17 protein-coding genes and 1 tRNA gene are annotated in these 18,639 nt (G+C 57.8%); 9 read left to right on the top strand and 9 right to left on the bottom strand.

The annotated features are described in order from the left end of the window. Positions 1–6 precede the first annotated feature (6 nt). Positions 7–1,524: a conjugal transfer protein TraG N-terminal domain-containing protein gene (locus QMG90_RS19980; protein ID WP_023102460.1), complete on the top strand. Its 1,518-nt coding sequence runs from the start codon at positions 7–9 to the stop codon at positions 1,522–1,524. Between the two features lie 8 nt (positions 1,525–1,532). On the opposite strand, the gene QMG90_RS19985 is transcribed toward QMG90_RS19980, so the two are convergent. The 4 genes from QMG90_RS19985 to QMG90_RS20000 all read right to left on the bottom strand — a co-directional run bounded on the left by QMG90_RS19985 (position 1,533) and on the right by QMG90_RS20000 (position 3,094). Continuing rightward, positions 1,533–1,913, bottom strand: a complete 381-nt coding sequence (locus QMG90_RS19985) for a DUF3742 family protein (protein ID WP_049874861.1) — start codon at positions 1,911–1,913, stop codon at positions 1,533–1,535. Positions 1,914–2,058: 145 nt separating this feature from the next. Then, positions 2,059–2,478, bottom strand: a complete 420-nt coding sequence (locus QMG90_RS19990; protein WP_023102459.1) for a type II toxin-antitoxin system VapC family toxin — start codon at positions 2,476–2,478, stop codon at positions 2,059–2,061. Continuing rightward, on the bottom strand, positions 2,475–2,729 hold the full coding sequence (locus QMG90_RS19995) for a FitA-like ribbon-helix-helix domain-containing protein (RefSeq protein WP_023102458.1): 255 nt from the start codon (positions 2,727–2,729) through the stop codon (positions 2,475–2,477). The genes QMG90_RS19990 and QMG90_RS19995 overlap by 4 nt, the downstream gene beginning before the upstream one ends. A 173-nt stretch (positions 2,730–2,902) precedes the next feature. Next, on the bottom strand, positions 2,903–3,094 hold the full coding sequence (locus QMG90_RS20000) for a hypothetical protein (RefSeq protein WP_023102457.1): 192 nt from the start codon (positions 3,092–3,094) through the stop codon (positions 2,903–2,905). 485 nt (positions 3,095–3,579) lie between these two features. Here QMG90_RS20000 and mobH point away from each other — a divergent pair, with 485 nt between their 5' ends. Continuing rightward, positions 3,580–5,439: a MobH family relaxase gene (gene mobH, locus QMG90_RS20005; RefSeq protein ID WP_023102456.1), complete on the top strand. Its 1,860-nt coding sequence runs from the start codon at positions 3,580–3,582 to the stop codon at positions 5,437–5,439. A gap of 516 nt (positions 5,440–5,955) precedes the next feature. Continuing rightward, entirely contained in the window at positions 5,956–6,084 is a 129-nt protein-coding gene (locus tag QMG90_RS20010) for an Hha/YmoA family nucleoid-associated regulatory protein (RefSeq protein ID WP_233509265.1), read from the top strand. Between the two features lie 29 nt (positions 6,085–6,113). Here QMG90_RS20010 and QMG90_RS20015 read toward each other — a convergent pair whose 3' ends face one another. Continuing rightward, complete coding sequence (locus QMG90_RS20015) at positions 6,114–6,440, bottom strand: helix-turn-helix domain-containing protein (protein WP_031633150.1); 327 nt, start codon at positions 6,438–6,440, stop codon at positions 6,114–6,116. Between the two features lie 106 nt (positions 6,441–6,546). Between QMG90_RS20015 and QMG90_RS20020 the strand changes: the two genes are divergently transcribed. From QMG90_RS20020 to QMG90_RS20030, 3 genes are all read left to right on the top strand, one after another. Then, complete coding sequence (locus tag QMG90_RS20020; protein ID WP_033938207.1) at positions 6,547–6,825, top strand: LysR substrate-binding domain-containing protein; 279 nt, start codon at positions 6,547–6,549, stop codon at positions 6,823–6,825. A 66-nt stretch (positions 6,826–6,891) separates the two neighbouring features. Then, positions 6,892–8,271 carry an IS1380 family transposase gene (locus QMG90_RS20025; protein ID WP_033938208.1) on the top strand — a complete coding sequence of 460 codons (1,380 nt, stop codon included), beginning with the start codon at positions 6,892–6,894 and terminating at the stop codon, positions 8,269–8,271. Between the two features lie 247 nt (positions 8,272–8,518). After that, on the top strand, positions 8,519–8,926 hold the full coding sequence (locus QMG90_RS20030; protein ID WP_213381573.1) for a LysR substrate-binding domain-containing protein: 408 nt from the start codon (positions 8,519–8,521) through the stop codon (positions 8,924–8,926). Positions 8,927–9,004: 78 nt separating this feature from the next. On the opposite strand, the gene QMG90_RS20035 is transcribed toward QMG90_RS20030, so the two are convergent. The 3 genes from QMG90_RS20035 to orn form a co-directional block, all read right to left on the bottom strand. Continuing rightward, entirely contained in the window at positions 9,005–10,840 is a 1,836-nt protein-coding gene (locus QMG90_RS20035; RefSeq protein ID WP_023102453.1) for a tyrosine-type recombinase/integrase, read from the bottom strand. A gap of 226 nt (positions 10,841–11,066) precedes the next feature. Further along, positions 11,067–11,142: transfer RNA gene (locus tag QMG90_RS20040), tRNA-Gly, on the bottom strand. A 244-nt stretch (positions 11,143–11,386) separates the two neighbouring features. Then, positions 11,387–11,932 (bottom strand): oligoribonuclease, encoded by a 546-nt coding sequence (gene orn / locus QMG90_RS20045; RefSeq protein WP_283281410.1) that lies wholly within the window; start codon positions 11,930–11,932, stop codon positions 11,387–11,389. A 128-nt stretch (positions 11,933–12,060) separates the two neighbouring features. Between orn and rsgA the strand changes: the two genes are divergently transcribed. From rsgA to mscM, 3 genes are all read left to right on the top strand, one after another. Beyond that, a complete protein-coding gene (rsgA, locus tag QMG90_RS20050) occupies positions 12,061–13,116 on the top strand; it encodes a small ribosomal subunit biogenesis GTPase RsgA (protein ID WP_283281411.1) in 1,056 nt (351 codons plus the stop codon). Positions 13,117–13,237: 121 nt separating this feature from the next. Then, the gene (gene asd, locus QMG90_RS20055; RefSeq protein WP_283281412.1) at positions 13,238–14,206 is read left to right on the top strand and encodes an archaetidylserine decarboxylase; all 969 of its coding nucleotides are present in this window, start codon (positions 13,238–13,240) and stop codon (positions 14,204–14,206) included. Positions 14,207–14,228: 22 nt separating this feature from the next. Further along, positions 14,229–17,552, top strand: coding sequence for a miniconductance mechanosensitive channel MscM (mscM, locus tag QMG90_RS20060; protein WP_283281414.1), 3,324 nt, complete (start codon positions 14,229–14,231; stop codon positions 17,550–17,552). A 43-nt stretch (positions 17,553–17,595) separates the two neighbouring features. Here the strand turns inward: mscM and epmA are convergent, their stop codons facing one another. After that, positions 17,596–18,573, bottom strand: a complete 978-nt coding sequence (gene epmA / locus QMG90_RS20065) for an elongation factor P--(R)-beta-lysine ligase (protein ID WP_283281416.1) — start codon at positions 18,571–18,573, stop codon at positions 17,596–17,598. Positions 18,574–18,639: the final 66 nt, after the last annotated feature.

An 18,639-nucleotide genomic window follows, 5' to 3' on the forward strand; every position in this document is an offset into this window, starting at 1 on the left:
GACACGATGACGCTCTATACGTCCGATTATCTGGAGTATTACCTGACACTGGTTGGGTGGATCGTTCATAACGGCATCTGGTCGGTCCTGGTCGCCAGCGGCTTGTTTGCGCTCCCGTTTATCGCGATCGTCATTCAGGAATGGCTGAAAGCACGCGCGGAGGGAGCTGACGAGGGCAACAAGGGCGTGCTTTCCTCGATGCGGATCGAAAACCGGGTGTTCGTCGCCATCGTGGTGATCATGTTCGCCGGCATTCCGTTCATCGATGTGGATCTCAACACCATCAGCTTCGATCAGTCCCGCTCCAGCCAGTGCCAGGTGAACGTTCCCGCGCCCAGCGATACAGGTTGGGGCCAGTCATTCACCACGCTCAACAACCAGTCGGCCAAGGTGCCGGTCTGGTGGTTTTTCATGCACTCGATCTCCAAGGCTGTCACCGGTGCCGCCGTCGCGGCGATCCCGTGCGGAACCGACCTGCGGCAGATGAGGATGGACATCGACAACACCCGTATCGACGACCCCTTGCTGGCTCAGGAAGTGACAGATTTCGCGCTCAATTGCTACGGTCCCGCCCGAGCCAAGCTGTTCATGAACCGCCCGACTCTGAGCGAAGAGCAGATGGCGGACGTCAGCTGGATCGGCTCCAATTACTTTGTCGACACGCCCGGCTACTACGACACTTATCGCTCAAGCACGCCTCGCGAGTCATGGCCGTACGATGACAGCCGTGATGCGGGGCTGACCGAGGTGCCTAGCGGCGCCGGTTACCCGAACTGCCGGGAATGGTGGTCGGATGGTTCAACCGGACTACGTGCGCGCCTGCTGGCTCAGGTCGATCCCAATCTGCTTTCACGCATGGCGAACTGGGCTGGCTTCATCTCCAGGACCGAGCTGGACGATTCCGTGATCCGCGCCATCGCGGCCCCGCGGCAACAGAAACTGAACCAGGGCGCCGTCTACACCGACTACGGCGGCCAGATCGACAAGACCTTGCCGAATGTCGTTACCCGAGCCGCGGGCGATGTGGGGATGGCGGTGGGTGCCGTGGGGTTCTTCCCGGCGATGGACGTCATGCGTCAGGCTTTGCCCATGGCGTTGTCACTGCTCAAGATGGCGCTGGTGATTTGCATTCCGCTCGTGCTGGTGATCGGCACCTACGACCTGAAGACCGTGGTGACCGTCAGCGTGATCCAGTTCGCCCTGTTCTTCGTGGATTTCTGGTTCCAATTGGCAAGGTGGGTCGACTCCACGATCCTGGACGCGCTCTATGGCTGGGGATGGGGCTACAACCGTCCGATGACCTATTTCGACCCGGTGATGGGGCTGAACAATGCATTCGGGGATCTGCTGCTGAACTTCGTGATGGGAATGATGTTCCTTGTGCTACCAACTTTTTGGGTTACTACGCTTACTTGGGTGGGAATTCGAGCTGCTGGCGTAGTTGCTGGATTGGCAAGCGCAACGAAAGATGCCACTGCGGCTGGAGGAAAAGGACCTAGCGTTATCTCCAGCAAGCTGAAATAACTTAACGCTTACAGATCTTTTTCATCAGGGAAATCGGGGTGGTCCGTGTCGTTATAAGGCACAGGATCGTACCAGGGCATTTCCCTGAGATCATCATGCCTAGTGGATGGCCACTTATCTTCCTCTGCATCAGCGCCTTGTCCGGCTGACCAGGCAACTGCGACAACGAACAGGAGCAGCAAGGCCAGCCAGAAGGCGACGCAGAGGAGAACGCCAAGCACCGCGAGCCTGGCAAGCCATGGGAGAGCCGACGCCACCAGTCCGGGGACGCCTTGCGCAACCAGCCAGCGAGCAGCCTTCTTTTCCAACCGTGTATAACCACGCCAGGCACGCCCCATGCCGCTACCGAGCCGATAGGCCCATCCCTTGTTGTGTGCGTGCGTTGCCATGGTCATATCCTCGCTTCTCACTGTTGCATTAGTTCATCGTCGAAATATCTTCCTGTGTCGTTCGCAGACGGGTTGGAGGCACTGCTTTCTTACTTCAGACCTCCACAAGGGAGCTTTGTTCGTTCTAGTTTCTCAAGCACCTGGATCAACGCTTCCACGGATCGATCACTGTGATGCCACAGTCCACGAAGTCCTTGACGTTGCGGGTTGCCAGGCTGGCGCCTCGCGACTTTGCGATCGCCGCGATCATGGCGTCGAACTGGCTGATCGGCTTGCCCGCCAGTTTGCGTGACGCTGCGATTTCGGCGTAGGCATCGGATGCGTCATTGTCGAAGCCCAGCACCTGTCCGGCCATATCCGAAGCAAAGATGCCGTGAATCGCCTCCATGAGCGCGGCCTTGCGTTGGCCGTCCGGCAGCAGGCGCACGCCATACAGCAACTCCGCCCGCGTGACTGTCGTGGTGAACAGCGCTGAGCGAGGTTGCTGAGCCAGCCAGGTCAGCGCAAGTGCATCGGGAGCTGGGCGAAGTGTCTCGGACAGAACGTTGGTGTCGAGGACGATCATGCATCAAACTCCGGCGGGTTACGAATGGCATCCCGCGCCGGCAGGTCTAGCTCGATCCCGCCTAGCGGCTCTACCCGCGCACGAATAGCCTCGATCAAAGAATTGCCGCGTGCAGTCTCGGTCGATAAAGCCGCCCGCAAGATGTCGCGAGCCTCATCTTCCATCGAACGGCCATGCTGAGCGGCTTGCACGCGCAGACGCGCTTTCAGCCCCTCGTCAATGTTCCTGATGGTCATCGTGGTCATTGCCATGTCGCACCTCCATTAGTCATTGATGACATATTAGTCACCGACTAACGGAAACGCAAGGTGGCAGCTCTCACATCGGCCTGCTTGTGCGACAGCAGGGATCGCATCGGCCGTAGGCGGATATCAATGCTGTGTGGCAGGCATCAGGTCGCCCGCAGTATCGAGATCAACGCGCCTCAACTTCTCCAGCAGATCAAAAAATTCGCGTTCGCCCCCAGAATGCGGGTGAACACCGCACACTGGCAGATGAGAGAGTCGAGCAATAGGCGCTGGTCCAGTGCGGTATCGCATTCCGCTACGCCCGACATGATGAGCGCATACGCGCGTTGCGCGTGAATGCTGGTTCTGTTGTTGTCTGAATGATCCATGTTGTCCCCTCCGTGGCCTTGTTCCCCTGCGCCGCCCGGAATGGAATCCGATAGATGGCGGCGACCCGCAGGGGTGAGAAACCGGCTGATACCAGACCGGCCAGACGCGAACGTCTGCCCTACGGATCGCCATAACGCGACCCGCTGGTATCAAGTTCGGGTTCTCACACCCGGCGCCTATGAGTGGCGCACCGCAAGGATTGCACATCGCAATTTGCTGGAGCAATAAAAAGATCAATTTTTTCCGCTAGATAAGGCCAAATTCTGTCGCAGCCTAGAACTGCCGTACGAAGGCATCTTGGACGACGACAAAGGGACTGCATCCGTGCCGCATTCCTGCTCGCTGGAACTGGCCCAGAGGGCTATATCAAAGGGTTTCGGCAAGGGCAAAAGGTCGTCAAGGGGCAAGGGAATGGGGCCCAAGGGGAATGGGCCTATCCGGAAAAGGAAAAGGCTCCCCGCCGACCGCAATTTCAGGTGCTTTCATGTTCGCGCTGTTCCAACGAAAACGACCCGTGCAGGCCGCTACCACAGCGCCCGCCACTGCAACAAAGGCCAAAGGGCTGATGCGACCGGAACCGGCCGCATCGCTGCTGGCCACCGCGCGCCGGCAGAAGCTGCTGGAGCACATATGGCAGCGAACATCACTCTCGCGTCAGCAATTCGCAGTGCTGTACCTCGGCCCGTTGGAACGGTACGCCGAGTTGGTCCAACAGTTTCCAGCGTCGGAATCGCACCACCACGCCTATCCCGGCGGCCTGCTTGACCACGGGCTTGAGATCGTCGCCTACGCACTCAAGCTGCGACAGTCCCACCTTCTCCCAGCCGGGGCGACACCGGAAGATCAAGCCGCGCAGGCCGAGGCCTGGACAGCCGCTACAGCCTATGCGGCGCTGCTGCATGACATCGGCAAAATTGCAGTCGATCTGCACGTCGAGATGAACGACGGCAGTTTGTGGCACCCCTGGCATGGACCGTTGCAGCATCCATACCGCTTTCGCTATCGGAAGGATCGCGAGTACCGCCTGCACAACGCCGCGAGTGGATTGCTTTACAACTGCGTGCTCGATCGCGAGATCCTGGACTGGCTCAGCAGCTACCCCGAACTGTGGGCGGCGCTGCTTTATGTCCTGGCCGGCCAGCATGAGCACGCCGGAGTATTGGGCGAACTGGTCACGAATGCCGATCGGGCTTCCGTGGCGCAGGAACTCGGCGGAGATCCCGCCAAGGCGATGGCTGCACCGAAGCATACATTGCAGCGCAAATTGTTGGAGGGGCTTCGCTACCTGCTCAAGGAAGAGTTAAAGCTGAATCAACCACAGGCCTCGGACGGTTGGCTGACGCAGGATGCCTTGTGGCTTGTTTCCAAGACTGTCTCGGACAAGCTGCGCGCACATTTGCTGTCTCAGGGCATCGAGGGTATTCCGGCCAACAACACGGCCGTCTTCAATATCCTGCAGGACCACGGCATGCTCCAGGCCACGCCGGATGACAAGGCTATCTGGAAAGCGGTCGTCACCAGCGACACTGGCTGGACCCACACGTTCACTCTGCTTCGGCTTGCACCAGCATTGATATGGGAAGGCAGTGAACGCCCGCCGGCGTTTCAGGGAACCGTGGAAGTGGTGCAGGATGACACCTCTACGGCGGATGCATCCCCCGCTTCACCAAACGTTGCGGAGCAGCCTTTGCCGTCCACCGGCTCGGCAGCTGCTCCAGCGCTCTCCGCTCCTGGACCTGGTACGCAGGCGGCCAGCGTGGATGGCGTCGATGCGTTGCTCGATCTGCTCGGGACACCGGACGTGACGCTGCCGTCGACCACAGCATCTCCGAACGAACCAACTGAGACAGGCACCACGCAGGATCAGGAGCCTGAGCTGCCGCCTGCCGCTCCTTCAACTGCCGAAGTGAAAAACGAAACTCAGGTGCCTCCATCTGGCGAACACTTCATCGCCTGGCTGCGTCAGCATATCAGCACCCGCAAGCTGATTATTAACGACGCTAAAGCCCTGGTGCATACCGTCTCCGATACCGTTTACCTGGTCAGCCCAGGATTGTTTCAGCGCTACGCACAAGAGCATCCCAAAACGGCATTTCTGGCAAAACAGGAAAATGTTGCGGATTGGCAGTGGATTCAGAAAGCGTTCGAAAAGCTGCAATTGCATCGTAAACAGGATAGCGGCCTGAATATCTGGACTTGCGAGGTCACCGGGCCACGGAAATCAAGGCGATTGCATGGCTATCTGTTGGCTGATCCCACACGTCTTTTCGATGAAGTTCCGCCTAACAATCCATACTTGACTTTGGCAACGACCACATCACCAACGGCATCAGGCGTATATTGAGGCGCTGCAAATTGAGTTTGGCGAAATCTACCTTTTTTCAGGTACGGTAATCAAGCTCGGCATGCTGCGCGGCCTTCCATGCCCAGCGGATGAGGATATCCAAAAGCGCAGCCAGCGCCCATCTCCTGGAAAATCAACGAACGAGGAACGAATTTCGGCTGCAACCTGGATCGCCTCCAGCGCACCTTGTAGACCATCACATTGAGGCAAATACCTGCCGCGGGATTTGCCTTCCACCTATGTCGTTCGCCTAACGAAAATCCTGCTCAAATCGAAACCTGAAAATCTTATGAGCACACGTCAACAATTCGGTGTGAATGCATTCACGAAAATATAATCTTTAAGCACATTCTAATAACAATTTCCACCGAGTTACATTTAAACCAAACACCAGAAGCGTCTCCCTCAATTGTCAATTCGGATAAATGCAAGCGACAATCAATGATAAGAAAAAGATATTTAATGCAGTTCAGAAAATGCCAGACCTTGCACACCTTGGAACAGGTCTACAGTCATATGAAAGACCGCGTTCCATCTTCTGAACTAGGAGAATTTGAAGGGGCATGCGACCACCGCCGCGCAGAAATCACCCATGGTCAACTGTGGGACAGAGTTCCCGCATCCGCCTGGAAGAATGTCGAGTAGATGCCACCGATGTAATCTGATGGTGAGCATCAAACGCGATCGGCCTGTCCTTCATTCGCCATGACGCCGGCGCGAACAAGCTTCAGGCACTTCTCTGTCTCTTCGATAAGCAGAGCCGCGCTGCATTCCAGCGCATCTGCAATGCGCAGGATCAGCGCCAGGGTGGGCATGTGCTCACCCCGCTCGATTCTGCCCATGTGCGCGCGTTCGATTCCGGCCATGTTTCCCAGTGCCTCCTGGGCCGTTCCGCGCTCCGTCCTCAACGCCTTTACCGCCATGCCAAACGCCTTGGCCGGCTCCGCCTCAAAACTTGTACTGCCTGTAGGCCGGCCTCGCCTTATTTCACGCTTTTGCATCTACAAAAGCGTGAAATAAGAGCATAAATTAAACCACGTTTAATTAAACGCGGACTGCTATTATCTGGCATTGTCTACCGCATCCTTCTTTACAGGAGAGCCAGCCATGCAATGCCAGCAACCCCCTGAATCGGTACGGATCGCCGTCTCCTTCGGAGCCTTCACCGCAACATTGACGCACCTCTTGGCGAAGCAGCGCGCAGAGGAGCCCGGCACGGCGATATGCCTTACCGAGACTTTGTTTTCCGAGCAGGTCAGCGGGGTGAAGGATGGTCGTTACGATCTTGGATTTGCTGTCGCACCGCCCGCTGAGGCCAAGCTGCAAAACGAGCTGCTGTGGCATGATCCCGGCTTATTCATGAGGCCGGCCCGAAAACGAAGATAGCGGATGGTATTCTCTTGAAAATTCAGTGTGTTCCGCCAAGAATCTGAACCAAGAGAGCCATCCGCTATGGGTGAAAGCCTATCCACCTGGACGCCCTCATGCAACGGCGCTGTCCGTGTTGAGCTGAGCGGCCAGCGCACTACCAGCGACAGCGGCGCTCTGCTGTTGCGTGAGGCCCTCGACAACAGCGGCGTGATTGAGGCGCTGGAAGACAATCTGGTCGATCGACGCCACCCGCTGCGCATCCTTCATTCGCTGGCCAGCCAGTTGCGTACCCTGGTGCTGCAGCGTGCGATGGGCTGGATCGACCTCAGCGATACCGACACGCTGCGCCGTGATCCGCTCTGGCAGCTGGCCTGCAGCGATGCGCGCGGGACAACGCCCCTGGCCCAGGACCGGCCGTCTCAAGCCACGCTGTCGCGGCTGCTGACCTGCCTCGGGCGCTGCGACAATATCGATGCCGTGCACGAAGGCCTGCTGCGACTGGTGATCTGGCGCCTGACCGCGCTGAAGAACGGCGAGCGCCCCAAGCAGCTGACGCTGGACATCGACGGCCTGCCGATCGAGGTCCACGGCCACCAGGGCGGCTCGGCCTATCATGGCCTGTACGGCGCGCGGATCTATTCACCGCTGGTCGCCTCGCTGGCAGAAACCGGCGACATGGTGGGCGGCCTGCTGCGCGAGGGCAACGCCGGCCCGGCCGAGAACGCCGACACCTGGATCCCGCATCTGGTGCGGCGACTCAACGAGAGCACCGGCGCCCAGGTTCGGGTGCGCATCGACGCCGGTTTCACCGACAACGCGACGCTGGAGGCCCTGGAAGAGTGCGACATCGAGTACCTGGGCCGACTGCGCAGTCACTCCGGCCTGCAGAAACTGGCGGCACCGCACCTGAAGCGGCCACCTGGCCGGCCACCCGAGCAGCCTCGCGAGTGGTGCCACGATCTGGAGTATCAAGCGGGCTCTTGGTCGGCACCGCGTCGCGTCGTGCTGGTGGTGCAGGAACGCCCCGATGACCTGCTGCTGCATGCCTTCTTCCTGGTCACCAACCTCGGCAAGTTCGACTGGCCGCCGGAGAAGGTCCTGGCGCTCTATCGCAAGCGCGGCAGCGCCGAGGCCCACATGGGCGAGGTGAAGTCGGCGCTCGACGTGCACCTCTCGTCGACGGATCGCGGTGCCTCCACCGTTCAGGACGTGATGGCCCGCAACGAGGTGAGCCTGCTGCTGAGCCTCTACGCCTACCAGATTCTGCATGGCCTGCGCTGCCTGCTGGAGCGGCAGACTCGGCACGGCTGGAGCCTGAGCCGGATGCGCGAGCAGGTGCTCAAGGTGGCCGCCACACTGAGGCTGCACGCTCGGCGAATCACCGTTCATCTCGGTGCCGCGGCCGACAAGTGGTGGCCGACGCTGCTGAAGGGGCTGCCGAAGCTGACCGCACTGAGCTGACGCTCCTGCGAGACCACCACAGCATCAGTAAGCGAGCGACCGGAGCGGCGGTCGGCGATCACGGCTGCTTGGACGGCCGCAATTGATTCCAAAGAGCTATAAGAAAGCGGGAAAGGGGCCGCATTCTGGCATTACTCAACGACCATTCGCGCTGAAGAAGCCAATCTTGATGAGCGATGCCGCCAGCCAGCACTTTCAGACCGCCCGATCAACGCCCTCGTGAATGAGGCGGGATGATGAGATTGCCGTGGCGGTTCCAGCGCTCTCACCGCTCCTGGAGTTCCCGGAAATCACGCTGGAAAAGGCCGTGCAGTACCCCCTGGTGCTTTGGTCAGCAGAGCACTGTGAGCCCCTTAGCCATCAGATCATGGAATTGTTGAGCTCGGCCACGTCGAAACTCAACGTGGTCGACCACGCGAAATCTTTCGAACTGATGGCCGTTCTGGTCGCTGCGGGCTACGGAATCGGCTTCGCGGGAAAATCACGCATCGATACGGCACGAAAGCTTGGCATCGTGATGCGGCCGCTGGCGGGATCGCCGAACGATCTGAGCACGTATTTGCTACGCGCTCAAAACGCGCCTTCACCATTCACCGAACGGCTGATCGAGCGAGCGCGCAAGCTCGATCAGTCTCGATCAGTCGGTATCACTTAGTTGACCGCCGCAAGTTCTTAAATGGCCTGACTTTGAGCGCAGCCCGCCAGGTCTCAACACAGCGTTGCCAGCAGGCCACTACGCCAGCCGAAGCATCGCCTGGCTGTCCTTCAGCGAAAAACACACCACCATAACGACTTCGTGCAGGTTCTCTGCGGTCACCGCTTCGATGGGGGCAAGCCCCTTGAAGTCATCGTGCGGTCCAGAAAGCGCGCGGTAGATCTCCCACGAGTCCGCATCACGCGCGAACTTGAGAACCGCCTGTATCAGCTTGTGCTTGAGGGGCGTGAAGTGCCAATCCGGGACGCGCTGACCGAGGTTGCCGAGGCTCAGCGCCAACATCTTGCGTCCGCTGATCTCGTAGCTGATCCACCGCCGCGACTTGCCAGCCATTTTTGCAAAATCGGCCGCAGAAAGCAGGTGTGGCGAATTGAAGATATCCAACCGCTCCAGTTGCTCGCGCTGGCTTTCCGACAAGACCGGTGGTGTACGCGGCCCCGTGATCGCGGACAGTCGATGCACCGTGTCCGGCAGCGCAGGCATGCCGACTCCAGGCTTCGAGACCAACACGATAGGGGCAGGTGCAATGGCGACCTCCGCCCCCTCTGGAACTTCATCAGGAACCTCCGGAACACCTTCCAGATGGACGGTCAGGTGCATGCTCGCGGCCTCCACCTGATGCTGTTCGAACAGATCGAGCCGGTCAGCCCAATCCTGCATCATGCGTCGGCGCTGCTCCACGTATTCCGCATGGTTGTAGGCGGCGCTCACCTTGTCAGGATCTGAATGCGAAAGCTGCGCGTCTACCCAGACTTTCGGATAGCCGATTTCATTCAGTGCAGTCGAAATCGTCGCCCGAATGCCATGCCCCGTCAATTGATCCGTATAGCCCATGCGCTTGAGAGCCTGATTGAGTGTGTTCTCGCTGATGCGCTTCTTCAGGTCCCAGCCATGTGAGAACAGGTAGCGCTGAGCAGGTTTGAACTGCTCCAGCATGTGCTGAACGATCTCCATGGCCTGTGCCGACAGAGGAACGATGTAGGGAGGAATGTCGCCGGGCCGCTTGCCCTCCTTGCGCATCTCAAGCTGCAACTGTTTCACAACCTCCGGGGGGATGATCCATAGACCCTGATCGAGATGAAACTGATCAGGTGTCGCCAGCCGAAGCTCCCCCGTACGCACGCCGGTCAGGAGCAGCAGTCGAAGCCCCAGCTGTGTCTGAAGCCGACCATGGTACTTTCTCAGCCGTGACAGCATTGCCGGCAACTCATCCATTCGCAGGAACGGGTTGTGACGAACGGGCGGCATCGGCAACGCCACCACATCCAGATCGAACGCCGGGTTCTGCGGCAGGCCAGGCACGATGATCAGCGCGTATCGGAACATCTGCCTGAACCAGGTACGCACCTTCTCCGCCACGCTGAGCGCCTTCCGACGCTCAATCCTGGCTACGACCTCCAGAAGGTCCGGACGCTGAATTTCGTAGACGGGGCGTTTCCCGAGTGTGGGCAGGATGTCTTTTTTAAAGATGCGAAGGATCTGCGTCAGAGTGCTCTGACGCCCTTCCTTGAGGACGAGCCTGCGGTGCTCGACCCACTTGTCGAACACGGCCTGGAAGGTGTGTTCGTCGGCCAGACGGACAGCCTGGCGCTTCTGCTTGCGATCTGCTCGGGGATTGATGCCCTTGGCCAGCAACGCGCGGGCCGCATCGCGGAGGGCGCGCGCTTCCCGAAGGCCAACCTCCGGATAGGTGCCCAGCGACATGCGCTTCTGCTTGCCAGCCCAGTAGTAACGGTAGTGCCAGGTCTTACCTCCGGTCGGAGAGACCGCGAGGGAGAGGCCGTCGATGTCGCTGACGGTGTAAGCCTTGCCGGTCGCCTTGGCGTTCCGGGCAGCCATATCTGAGAGTGCCATGCTCCAGCTCCTGAACTATGAGTCAGGACTAGATGCTTGTCTCGTTGGCCTCGCTCCTCCAGCAACAATCCGGAAAGCGCCTCATCCGTATTCATGGACTTAAAAATGGACTTAAAAGTCCCGGATGTTGGCGGTTTCCAGCGGACGTCACTGGAATGAAAAAAGGGCCTTTCGGCCCTGTTTTCAATGGCTTGCAGAATTCAGTGGAACTCTACAGAACCAAAATTGGAGCGGGAAACGAGACTCGAACTCGCGACCCCGACCTTGGCAAGGTCGTGCTCTACCAACTGAGCTATTCCCGCATAATCTTCGTCTTTCATGCTGCCATTTATTGCAACCTGAAATACTCGATTAAATTTGACTGCCGTAACGCAACAAATCTGTGTCGTTACGGGAGGCGCATTATACGAGAAAACCGTGGAGCTGCAACCCCCTCAACCGCAATTTTTTGTGTTTTCCGTTTGAGTGATGTTTTTATCAGCAAGATGCACAATTTAGCGCCAAATGCCCGGCGGCGCAAGCAGACCGGGCTTTCGGACCGCGGTGTTACAACTGAATAAAATGCTCGCGATAGTACGCCAGTTCGGCCACGGACTCGCGGATGTCATCCATCGCTTTATGCGTTCCCTGTTTCTTAAAACCATCGAGAATTTCCGGTTTCCAGCGACGAGCCAGCTCTTTCAGCGTGCTCACATCAAGATAACGATAGTGGAAATACGCTTCCAGCTCCGGCATGTATTTAAACAGGAAACGACGGTCCTGGCCGATGCTGTTGCCGCAAATGGGGGATTTACCGGCAGGCACCCACTGTTTGAGAAATTCAATGGTTGCCAGTTCTGCCGCGTGATCATCCTGAGTGCTCGCTTTAACCCGCTCCACCAGTCCACTGCCCGTGTGAGTGCGCACGTTCCACTCGTCCATCAACGCGAGTTGATCGTCAGACTGGTGAACAGCGATGGTCGGCCCTTCCGCCAGAATGTTCAGATTCGCATCGGTCACCAGCGTCGCGATTTCAATGATACGATCGCGCTCAGGATCAAGCCCGGTCATTTCAAGATCGATCCAAATCAGGTTGTTTTCATCTGCACTCATGCTATTTTCCACCATAATTTCACAATCCAGACCCATCAGTGTCCTGAAAGATGACGGGTCGATATTCATCAAAGATAGCGTGTATCATAGAGGTTTTGCCCGTACAGGGCGACCAGGAGCCAGAACGATTGAGTAAAAATAAACTCTCCAAAGGTCAGCAGCGCCGCGTGAAAGCGAATCATCAGCGCCGTCTCAAAACGACTTCGGAGAAGATCGATTTCGATGACAACCTGTTTGGCGAACCGTCCGAAGGGGTCGTCATTAGTCGTTTTGGCATGCATGCTGACGTGGAATCCGCCGATGGAAACATTCACCGCTGCAATATTCGCCGTACGATCCGCTCCCTGGTGACCGGGGATCGCGTGGTCTGGCGACCAGGCAAAGCCGCGGCAGAAGGGGTCAACGTCAAAGGCATCGTCGAAGCGGTGCATGAGCGAACCTCTGTGCTGACGCGTCCGGATTTCTACGATGGCGTCAAACCGATCGCCGCCAATATCGATCAGGTCATTATCGTCTCCGCGATTTTGCCGGAGCTGTCGCTGAATATTATCGATCGTTATCTCGTGGCCTGCGAAACCCTGAACGTCGAACCGCTTATCGTGCTGAACAAAATCGATCTGCTGGACGATGACGGCATGGACTTCGTCAATGAGCAAATGGATATCTATCGCCACATTGGCTATCGCGTACTGATGGTCTCCAGCCGCACCCAGAACGGTTTACAACCGCTGGAAGAGGCACTGACGAATCGCATCAGCATCTTTGCCGGGCAGTCCGGCGTGGGCAAATCCAGCCTGCTTAACGCGCTACTGGGGCTGCATGACGATCAGATCCTGACCAACGACGTCTCCGACAACTCGGGTCTGGGGCAGCACACCACCACCGCCGCCCGTCTGTATCACTTCCCGCACGGCGGTGATGTCATCGACTCACCCGGCGTTCGGGAATTCGGGTTGTGGCATCTTGAGCCGGAACAAATCACTAACGGCTTTGTCGAATTCCATGATTATCTGGGCCGTTGCAAATATCGTGACTGTAAGCATGATACCGATCCCGGCTGCGCTATCCGTGAAGCGGTAGAAAACGGGGAAATCGCGGAGAGCCGCTTCGACAATTACCACCGCATCCTTGAAAGTATGTCGCAGGTAAAAACGCGTAAAAACTTTTCGGAAACCGATAACTGAGAATTATGCTTGCGATGACTGACATTTACGTCCGTCATCGTTAAAATCGGCCACTTTTCTGTAAGATCCGCTGAAAAACGCGGCGGATTGGGAATGATAAAATCATGGCCTGGAGGCTACCTTGTTAAACGATCTTAAACTTTCTCTGCAATACATTCTGCCGAAACTGTGGCTCACTCGCCTGGCAGGCTGGGGTGCGAGCAAACGAGCAGGCTGGTTGACCAAACTGGTCATCGATTTGTTCGTAAAGTACTACAAGGTCGACATGAAAGAGGCGCAAAAGCCGGATACCGCCAGCTATCGCACCTTTAACGACTTCTTCGTGCGCCCGTTGCGTGATGAAGTCCGCCCGCTGAATACCGATCCGAACGTACTGGTGATGCCCGCCGACGGCGTTATAAGCCAGCTTGGCAACATCGAAGACAACAAAATTCTGCAGGCCAAAGGCCACGACTACACGCTGGAAGCGCTGCTCGCGGGTAATTATCAGATGGCAGCGCTGTTCCGCAACGGGACTTTTGCCACGACCTATCTTTCGCCACGTGACTATCACCGTGTCCACATGCCGTGTAACGGCATTCTGCGTGAAATGATTTATGTGCCTGGCGATCTGTTCTCCGTGAATCACCTGACGGCACAGAACGTACCGAATCTGTTTGCCCGCAATGAGCGCGTGATCTGCCTGTTTGATACGGAATTTGGCCCGATGGCGCAGATTCTCGTTGGCGCAACCATTGTTGGCAGCATTGAAACCGTCTGGGCAGGCACTATCACGCCGCCGCGCGAAGGCATCATCAAGCGCTGGACGTGGCCGGAAGGTGAGAGCGAAGGTTCCGTGGCGCTGCTGAAAGGCCAGGAGATGGGCCGTTTCAAACTGGGCTCCACCGTGATCAACCTGTTCGCGCCGGGTAAAGTCGCGCTGGTTGAGCAACTGCAAAGCCTGTCGGTCACTAAACTGGGTCAACCGCTGGCGTTCTCCACCGAAACGAGGGCCACGCCGGATGCAGAGCCTGCGCCGCTGTCTGCCGACGAAATTAAAGCCGAACATGACGCCAGCCCGCTGGTTGATGAAAAGAATGACGAAGGTTAATTCCTGACAAAAAAGGTATCCCGTGCGCCTGATTATCACTTTCCTGATGGCCTGGAGCCTCAGCCTGGGGGCGTACGCAGCGACGGCCCCCGATGCCAAACAAATCGCCCAGGAACTGGAGCAGGCGAAAGCGGCGAAGCCCGCTCAGCCGGAGACTGTCGAAGCGCTCCAGGCTGCGCTGAACGCGCTTGAGGAGCGAAAAGGCTCCCTTGAGCGCGCGAAGCAATATCAGCAAGTAATCGACAACTTCCCCAGACTTTCCCAGACGTTACGCACCCAGCTCAATAACCAGAGCACGGAACCCCGCCAGGTGCCCGTTGGGATGACGAGCGACGCGCTGAATCAGGAGATCCTGCAGGTCAGCAGCCAGTTGCTGGAAAAAAGCCGCCTGGCGCAGCAGGAGCAGGATCGCGCCCGCGAAATCGCCGATTCCCTCAGTCAGCTTCCCCAGCAACAAACCGATGCCCGTCGCCAGTTGAATGAAGTGGAGAGACGCGTCAACGCGCCTGCCGGTAACACCTCGCTGGCGCAGGCGCAAAATCTCAATCAACAGGCTGAATCCGCCCGTCTGAAAGCTTTGGTCGATGAACTGGAGCTGGCGCAGTTGTCTGCCAATAACCGCCAGGAGCTGTCACGACTGCGCTCGGAACTGGCGCAAAAGCAGAGCGAACAGCTTGATGCTTACCTGCAGGGGCTGCGTAATCAGCTTAACAACCAGCGTCAGCGTGAGGCGGAACGCGCTCTCGAAAGCAGCGAGCTGCTGGCGGAAAACAGCGCCAACCTGCCCGCCGGGATCGTTAAGCAGTTCAAAACGAACCGCGAGTTGTCGCAGGCGCTGAATCAACAGGCGCAGCGGATGGATCTGGTGGCCTCGCAGCAACGTCAGGCGACTAATCAGACGCTACAGGTTCGTCAGGCGCTGAATACGCTGCGCGAGCAATCGCAATGGCTCGGCTCCTCAAACCTGCTGGGGGAAGCGCTGCGCGCTCAGGTGGCGCGTTTGCCGGAAATGCCCAAACCGCAGCAACTGGATACCGAAATGGCGCAGTTGCGCGTGCAGCGTCTGCGTTATGAAGAGCAGCTCAACAAGCAGCCGCAGCTTCAGCAAATTCGTCAGGCCGATGGTCAGGAGCTGACCCGCGAGCAAAGCCGCATTCTGGATGCACAACTGCGCACTCAGCGCGAACTGCTGAATTCCCTGTTGCAGGGCGGCGATACGCTGATCCTCGAACTGACCAAGCTGAAAGTCTCTAACGGTCAGCTTGAAGATGCGCTGAAAGAGGTGAATGAAGCCACCCACCGCTATCTGTTCTGGACGTCAGATGTCAGCCCCATCACTTTCAGTTGGCCGATTGAAATCGTGCAGGATCTGCGTCGGCTGATCTCACTCAATACCTTCAGCCAGTTGGGCAAAGCCACGGTGATGATGCTCACCAGCAAAGAGACGCTGTTCCCACTGTTTGGGGCGCTGATTCTGGTCGGGTTCAGCATCAGCTCGCGCAAGCATTTCACCCGTTTTCTGGAGCGTTCCAGCGCCCGCGTCGGCAAAGTGACGCAGGACCATTTCTGGCTGACGTTACGCACCGTGTTCTGGTCGATTCTGGTAGCCTCGCCACTTCCCGTGCTGTGGATGACGCTGGGTTATGGATTGCAGGAAGCCTGGCCTTATCCGCTGGCGGTAGCGATTGGCGATGGCGTGACCGCCACCGTGCCGCTGCTGTGGGTGGTGATGATTTGCGCCACCTTCGCTCGACCCAATGGGTTGTTCATCACCCACTTTAGCTGGCCGCGCGAGCGCGTGGCGCGGGCGATGCGCTACTACCTGATGAGCATCGGGCTGATTGTGCCGCTCATCATGGCGCTGATCATGTTCGATAACCTTAACGATCGTGAATTCTCCGCCTCGCTCGGCAGGCTCTGTTTTATCCTGATTTGCGGTGCGCTGGCGGTGGTCACGCTGAGCCTGAAGCGCGCGGGCATCCCCCTTTATCTCGATAAAGAGGGCGAAGGGGACAACATGGTTAACCGCCTGCTCTGGAACCTGTTGTCAGGTGCGCCGCTGGTGGCAATACTGGCCGCCGGCGTGGGTTATCTGGCAACATCTCAGGCGTTACTGGCGCGTCTGGAAACCTCTGTCGCCATCTGGTTCCTGTTGCTGGTGATCTACCACGTTATCCGCCGCTGGATGCTGATCCAGCGGCGCCGTCTGGCCTTCGACCGCGCCAAACATCGCCGTGCTGAGATGCTGGCGCAGCGCGCCCGTGGCGAGGATGACCACCACGCTTCAAGCCTTGAGGGTTCCGCTGAAGTGGAGGTGAGCGAGGTCGATCTTGATGCCATCAGCGTGCAGTCACTGCGGCTGGTACGGTCGATACTGATGCTGATTGCTCTGGTGTCGGTCATTGTCCTGTGGTCTGAAATCCATTCCGCTTTTGGCTTCCTGGAAAACATTTCGCTGTGGGATGTGACTTCAACGGTACAGGGAGTGGAAAGTCTTGAGCCGATCACCCTCGGCGCGGTGCTGATCGCAATTCTGGTGCTGATCATCACCACGCAACTGGTGCGTAACCTCCCTGCGCTGCTGGAACTGGCGATCCTCCAGCATCTGGATCTAACGCCGGGTACGGGCTATGCCATCACTACCATCACCAAATATTTGTTGCTGCTCGTCGGGGGGCTGGTCGGCTTTTCGATGATTGGCATTGAGTGGTCAAAACTGCAATGGCTGGTGGCGGCACTCGGTGTTGGTCTCGGTTTTGGATTACAGGAGATTTTCGCCAACTTTATCTCCGGCCTGATCATCCTGTTTGAAAAACCGATTCGTATTGGCGATACCGTCACGATCCGCGATTTAACCGGCAGCATTACGAAGATCAACACTCGCGCGACGACGATCAGCGACTGGGATCGCAAAGAGATCATCGTGCCGAACAAAGCCTTCATCACCGAGCAGTTTATTAACTGGTCGCTGTCTGATTCGGTGACGCGTGTGGTGCTGACGGTCCCTGCGCCGTCGGATGCTAACAGCGAAGAGGTGACACAGATCCTCTATACCGCCGCTGAGCGCTGCTCGCTGGTGATCGACAACCCGGCGCCGGAAGTGTTCCTGGTGGATTTACAACAAGGTATCCAGATTTTCGAGCTGCGTATTTACGCGGCTGAGATGGGTCACCGTATGCCGCTGCGCCATGAGATCCACCAGCTGATTCTGGCCGGTTTCCGCGAGTACGGCATCGAGATGCCATTCCCGCCCTTCCAGATGCGCGTCGAAACGATGGGCGGTAAAGCGTCAGGGAAAACCATTGCGTCGGCAGGAAGACGTTCGAGAACGCCGGGGAGTTTGTAAGCGACAACCCTCTCCTGCCAGGGAGAGGGTAAAACAACCACAATTACGCGCGGTCGACCGTAAACGCGATGACATCGCCGATGGTGTCGGCGCCCAGCGCCAGCATGACCAGACGATCCACACCTAACGCCACGCCGGAGCTGTCCGGCATACCGGCACTCAGCGCGTCCAGCAGGTTGTGGTCGATCGGTTGCTGCGGTAAACCTCGTGCGGCGCGCTTGCGGTTATCCTGTTCAAAACGCTGCTGCTGTTCGCGCGCATCGGTCAGTTCGTGGAAACCGTTCGCCAGTTCCAGCCCTTTGTAGTAGACCTCGAAGCGCTCGGCGACACGGTGGTCTTCCGTACTGATCTGCGCAAGAGACGCCTGGCTTGCCGGGAAGTGGTAGATCACCGTCGGGCGATCCTGACCAATGTGCGGTTCAACCCCGGTGACAAACAACAGTTGCAGTAATGTATCCCTGTCTTCTTCGGTGTCGGCGATATTACTCAGATCGAGTTTCGCCGCCGCTTCGCGCAACTGCGTTTTATCCGCCGAGAGCGGGTCGATTTCCAGATGACGCTGGAACGCCTGCTGATAGGAGAGACTTTCCGCGGGTGAACATTCAAGAACCTGCTGCAACAGATCGTCAATTTCGTTGATCAGACGATACATGTCGAAATGTGGACGATACCACTCCAGCATGGTGAATTCCGGGTTGTGGTGGCGGCCCATTTCTTCGTTGCGGAAACTCCGGCAAAGCTGGAATATCGGCCCGCAGCCTGCGGCCAGCAGACGCTTCATGTGATATTCCGGGCTGGTCATCAGATACAGGCTCATCCCCTGCGAATGCCCGGGGCCGACGAAACGGGTCTCAAACGGGAACAGGTTAACGTCTGTGACCGTTGCCTGGCTCATACAGGGCGTTTCCACCTCCAGCACGCCGCGATCAGCGAAGAAGCGTCGAATTTCCGCCATAATTGCTGCGCGTTTTAACAGGTTAGGGATGGATGCGCTCGGCTGCCAGGTTGCCGTCTCGCTCATGAGTTTTTCTCCGGTTGGTGTTAAGGGCACGAAGTCTACTCGCAACCGTCCGGGGAGACAAATTTT

This window comes from Trabulsiella odontotermitis (assembly GCF_030053895.1).
Taxonomy (GTDB): Bacteria; Pseudomonadota; Gammaproteobacteria; order Enterobacterales; family Enterobacteriaceae; genus Trabulsiella; species Trabulsiella odontotermitis_C.

Coding starts and splice junctions, on each gene's coding strand:
- QMG90_RS19980 (WP_023102460.1), top strand. CDS start 7: ATGACGCTCTATACGTCCGATTATCTGGAGTATTACCTGACACTGGTT.
- QMG90_RS19985 (WP_049874861.1), bottom strand. CDS start 1,913: ATGGCAACGCACGCACACAACAAGGGATGGGCCTATCGGCTCGGTAGC.
- QMG90_RS19990 (WP_023102459.1), bottom strand. CDS start 2,478: ATGATCGTCCTCGACACCAACGTTCTGTCCGAGACACTTCGCCCAGCT.
- QMG90_RS19995 (WP_023102458.1), bottom strand. CDS start 2,729: ATGGCAATGACCACGATGACCATCAGGAACATTGACGAGGGGCTGAAA.
- QMG90_RS20000 (WP_023102457.1), bottom strand. CDS start 3,094: ATGGATCATTCAGACAACAACAGAACCAGCATTCACGCGCAACGCGCG.
- mobH (WP_023102456.1), top strand. CDS start 3,580: ATGTTCGCGCTGTTCCAACGAAAACGACCCGTGCAGGCCGCTACCACA.
- QMG90_RS20010 (WP_233509265.1), top strand. CDS start 5,956: ATGAAAGACCGCGTTCCATCTTCTGAACTAGGAGAATTTGAAGGGGCA.
- QMG90_RS20015 (WP_031633150.1), bottom strand. CDS start 6,440: ATGCAAAAGCGTGAAATAAGGCGAGGCCGGCCTACAGGCAGTACAAGT.
- QMG90_RS20020 (WP_033938207.1), top strand. CDS start 6,547: ATGCAATGCCAGCAACCCCCTGAATCGGTACGGATCGCCGTCTCCTTC.
- QMG90_RS20025 (WP_033938208.1), top strand. CDS start 6,892: ATGGGTGAAAGCCTATCCACCTGGACGCCCTCATGCAACGGCGCTGTC.
- QMG90_RS20035 (WP_023102453.1), bottom strand. CDS start 10,840: ATGGCACTCTCAGATATGGCTGCCCGGAACGCCAAGGCGACCGGCAAG.
- orn (WP_283281410.1), bottom strand. CDS start 11,932: ATGAGTGCAGATGAAAACAACCTGATTTGGATCGATCTTGAAATGACC.
- epmA (WP_283281416.1), bottom strand. CDS start 18,573: ATGAGCGAGACGGCAACCTGGCAGCCGAGCGCATCCATCCCTAACCTG.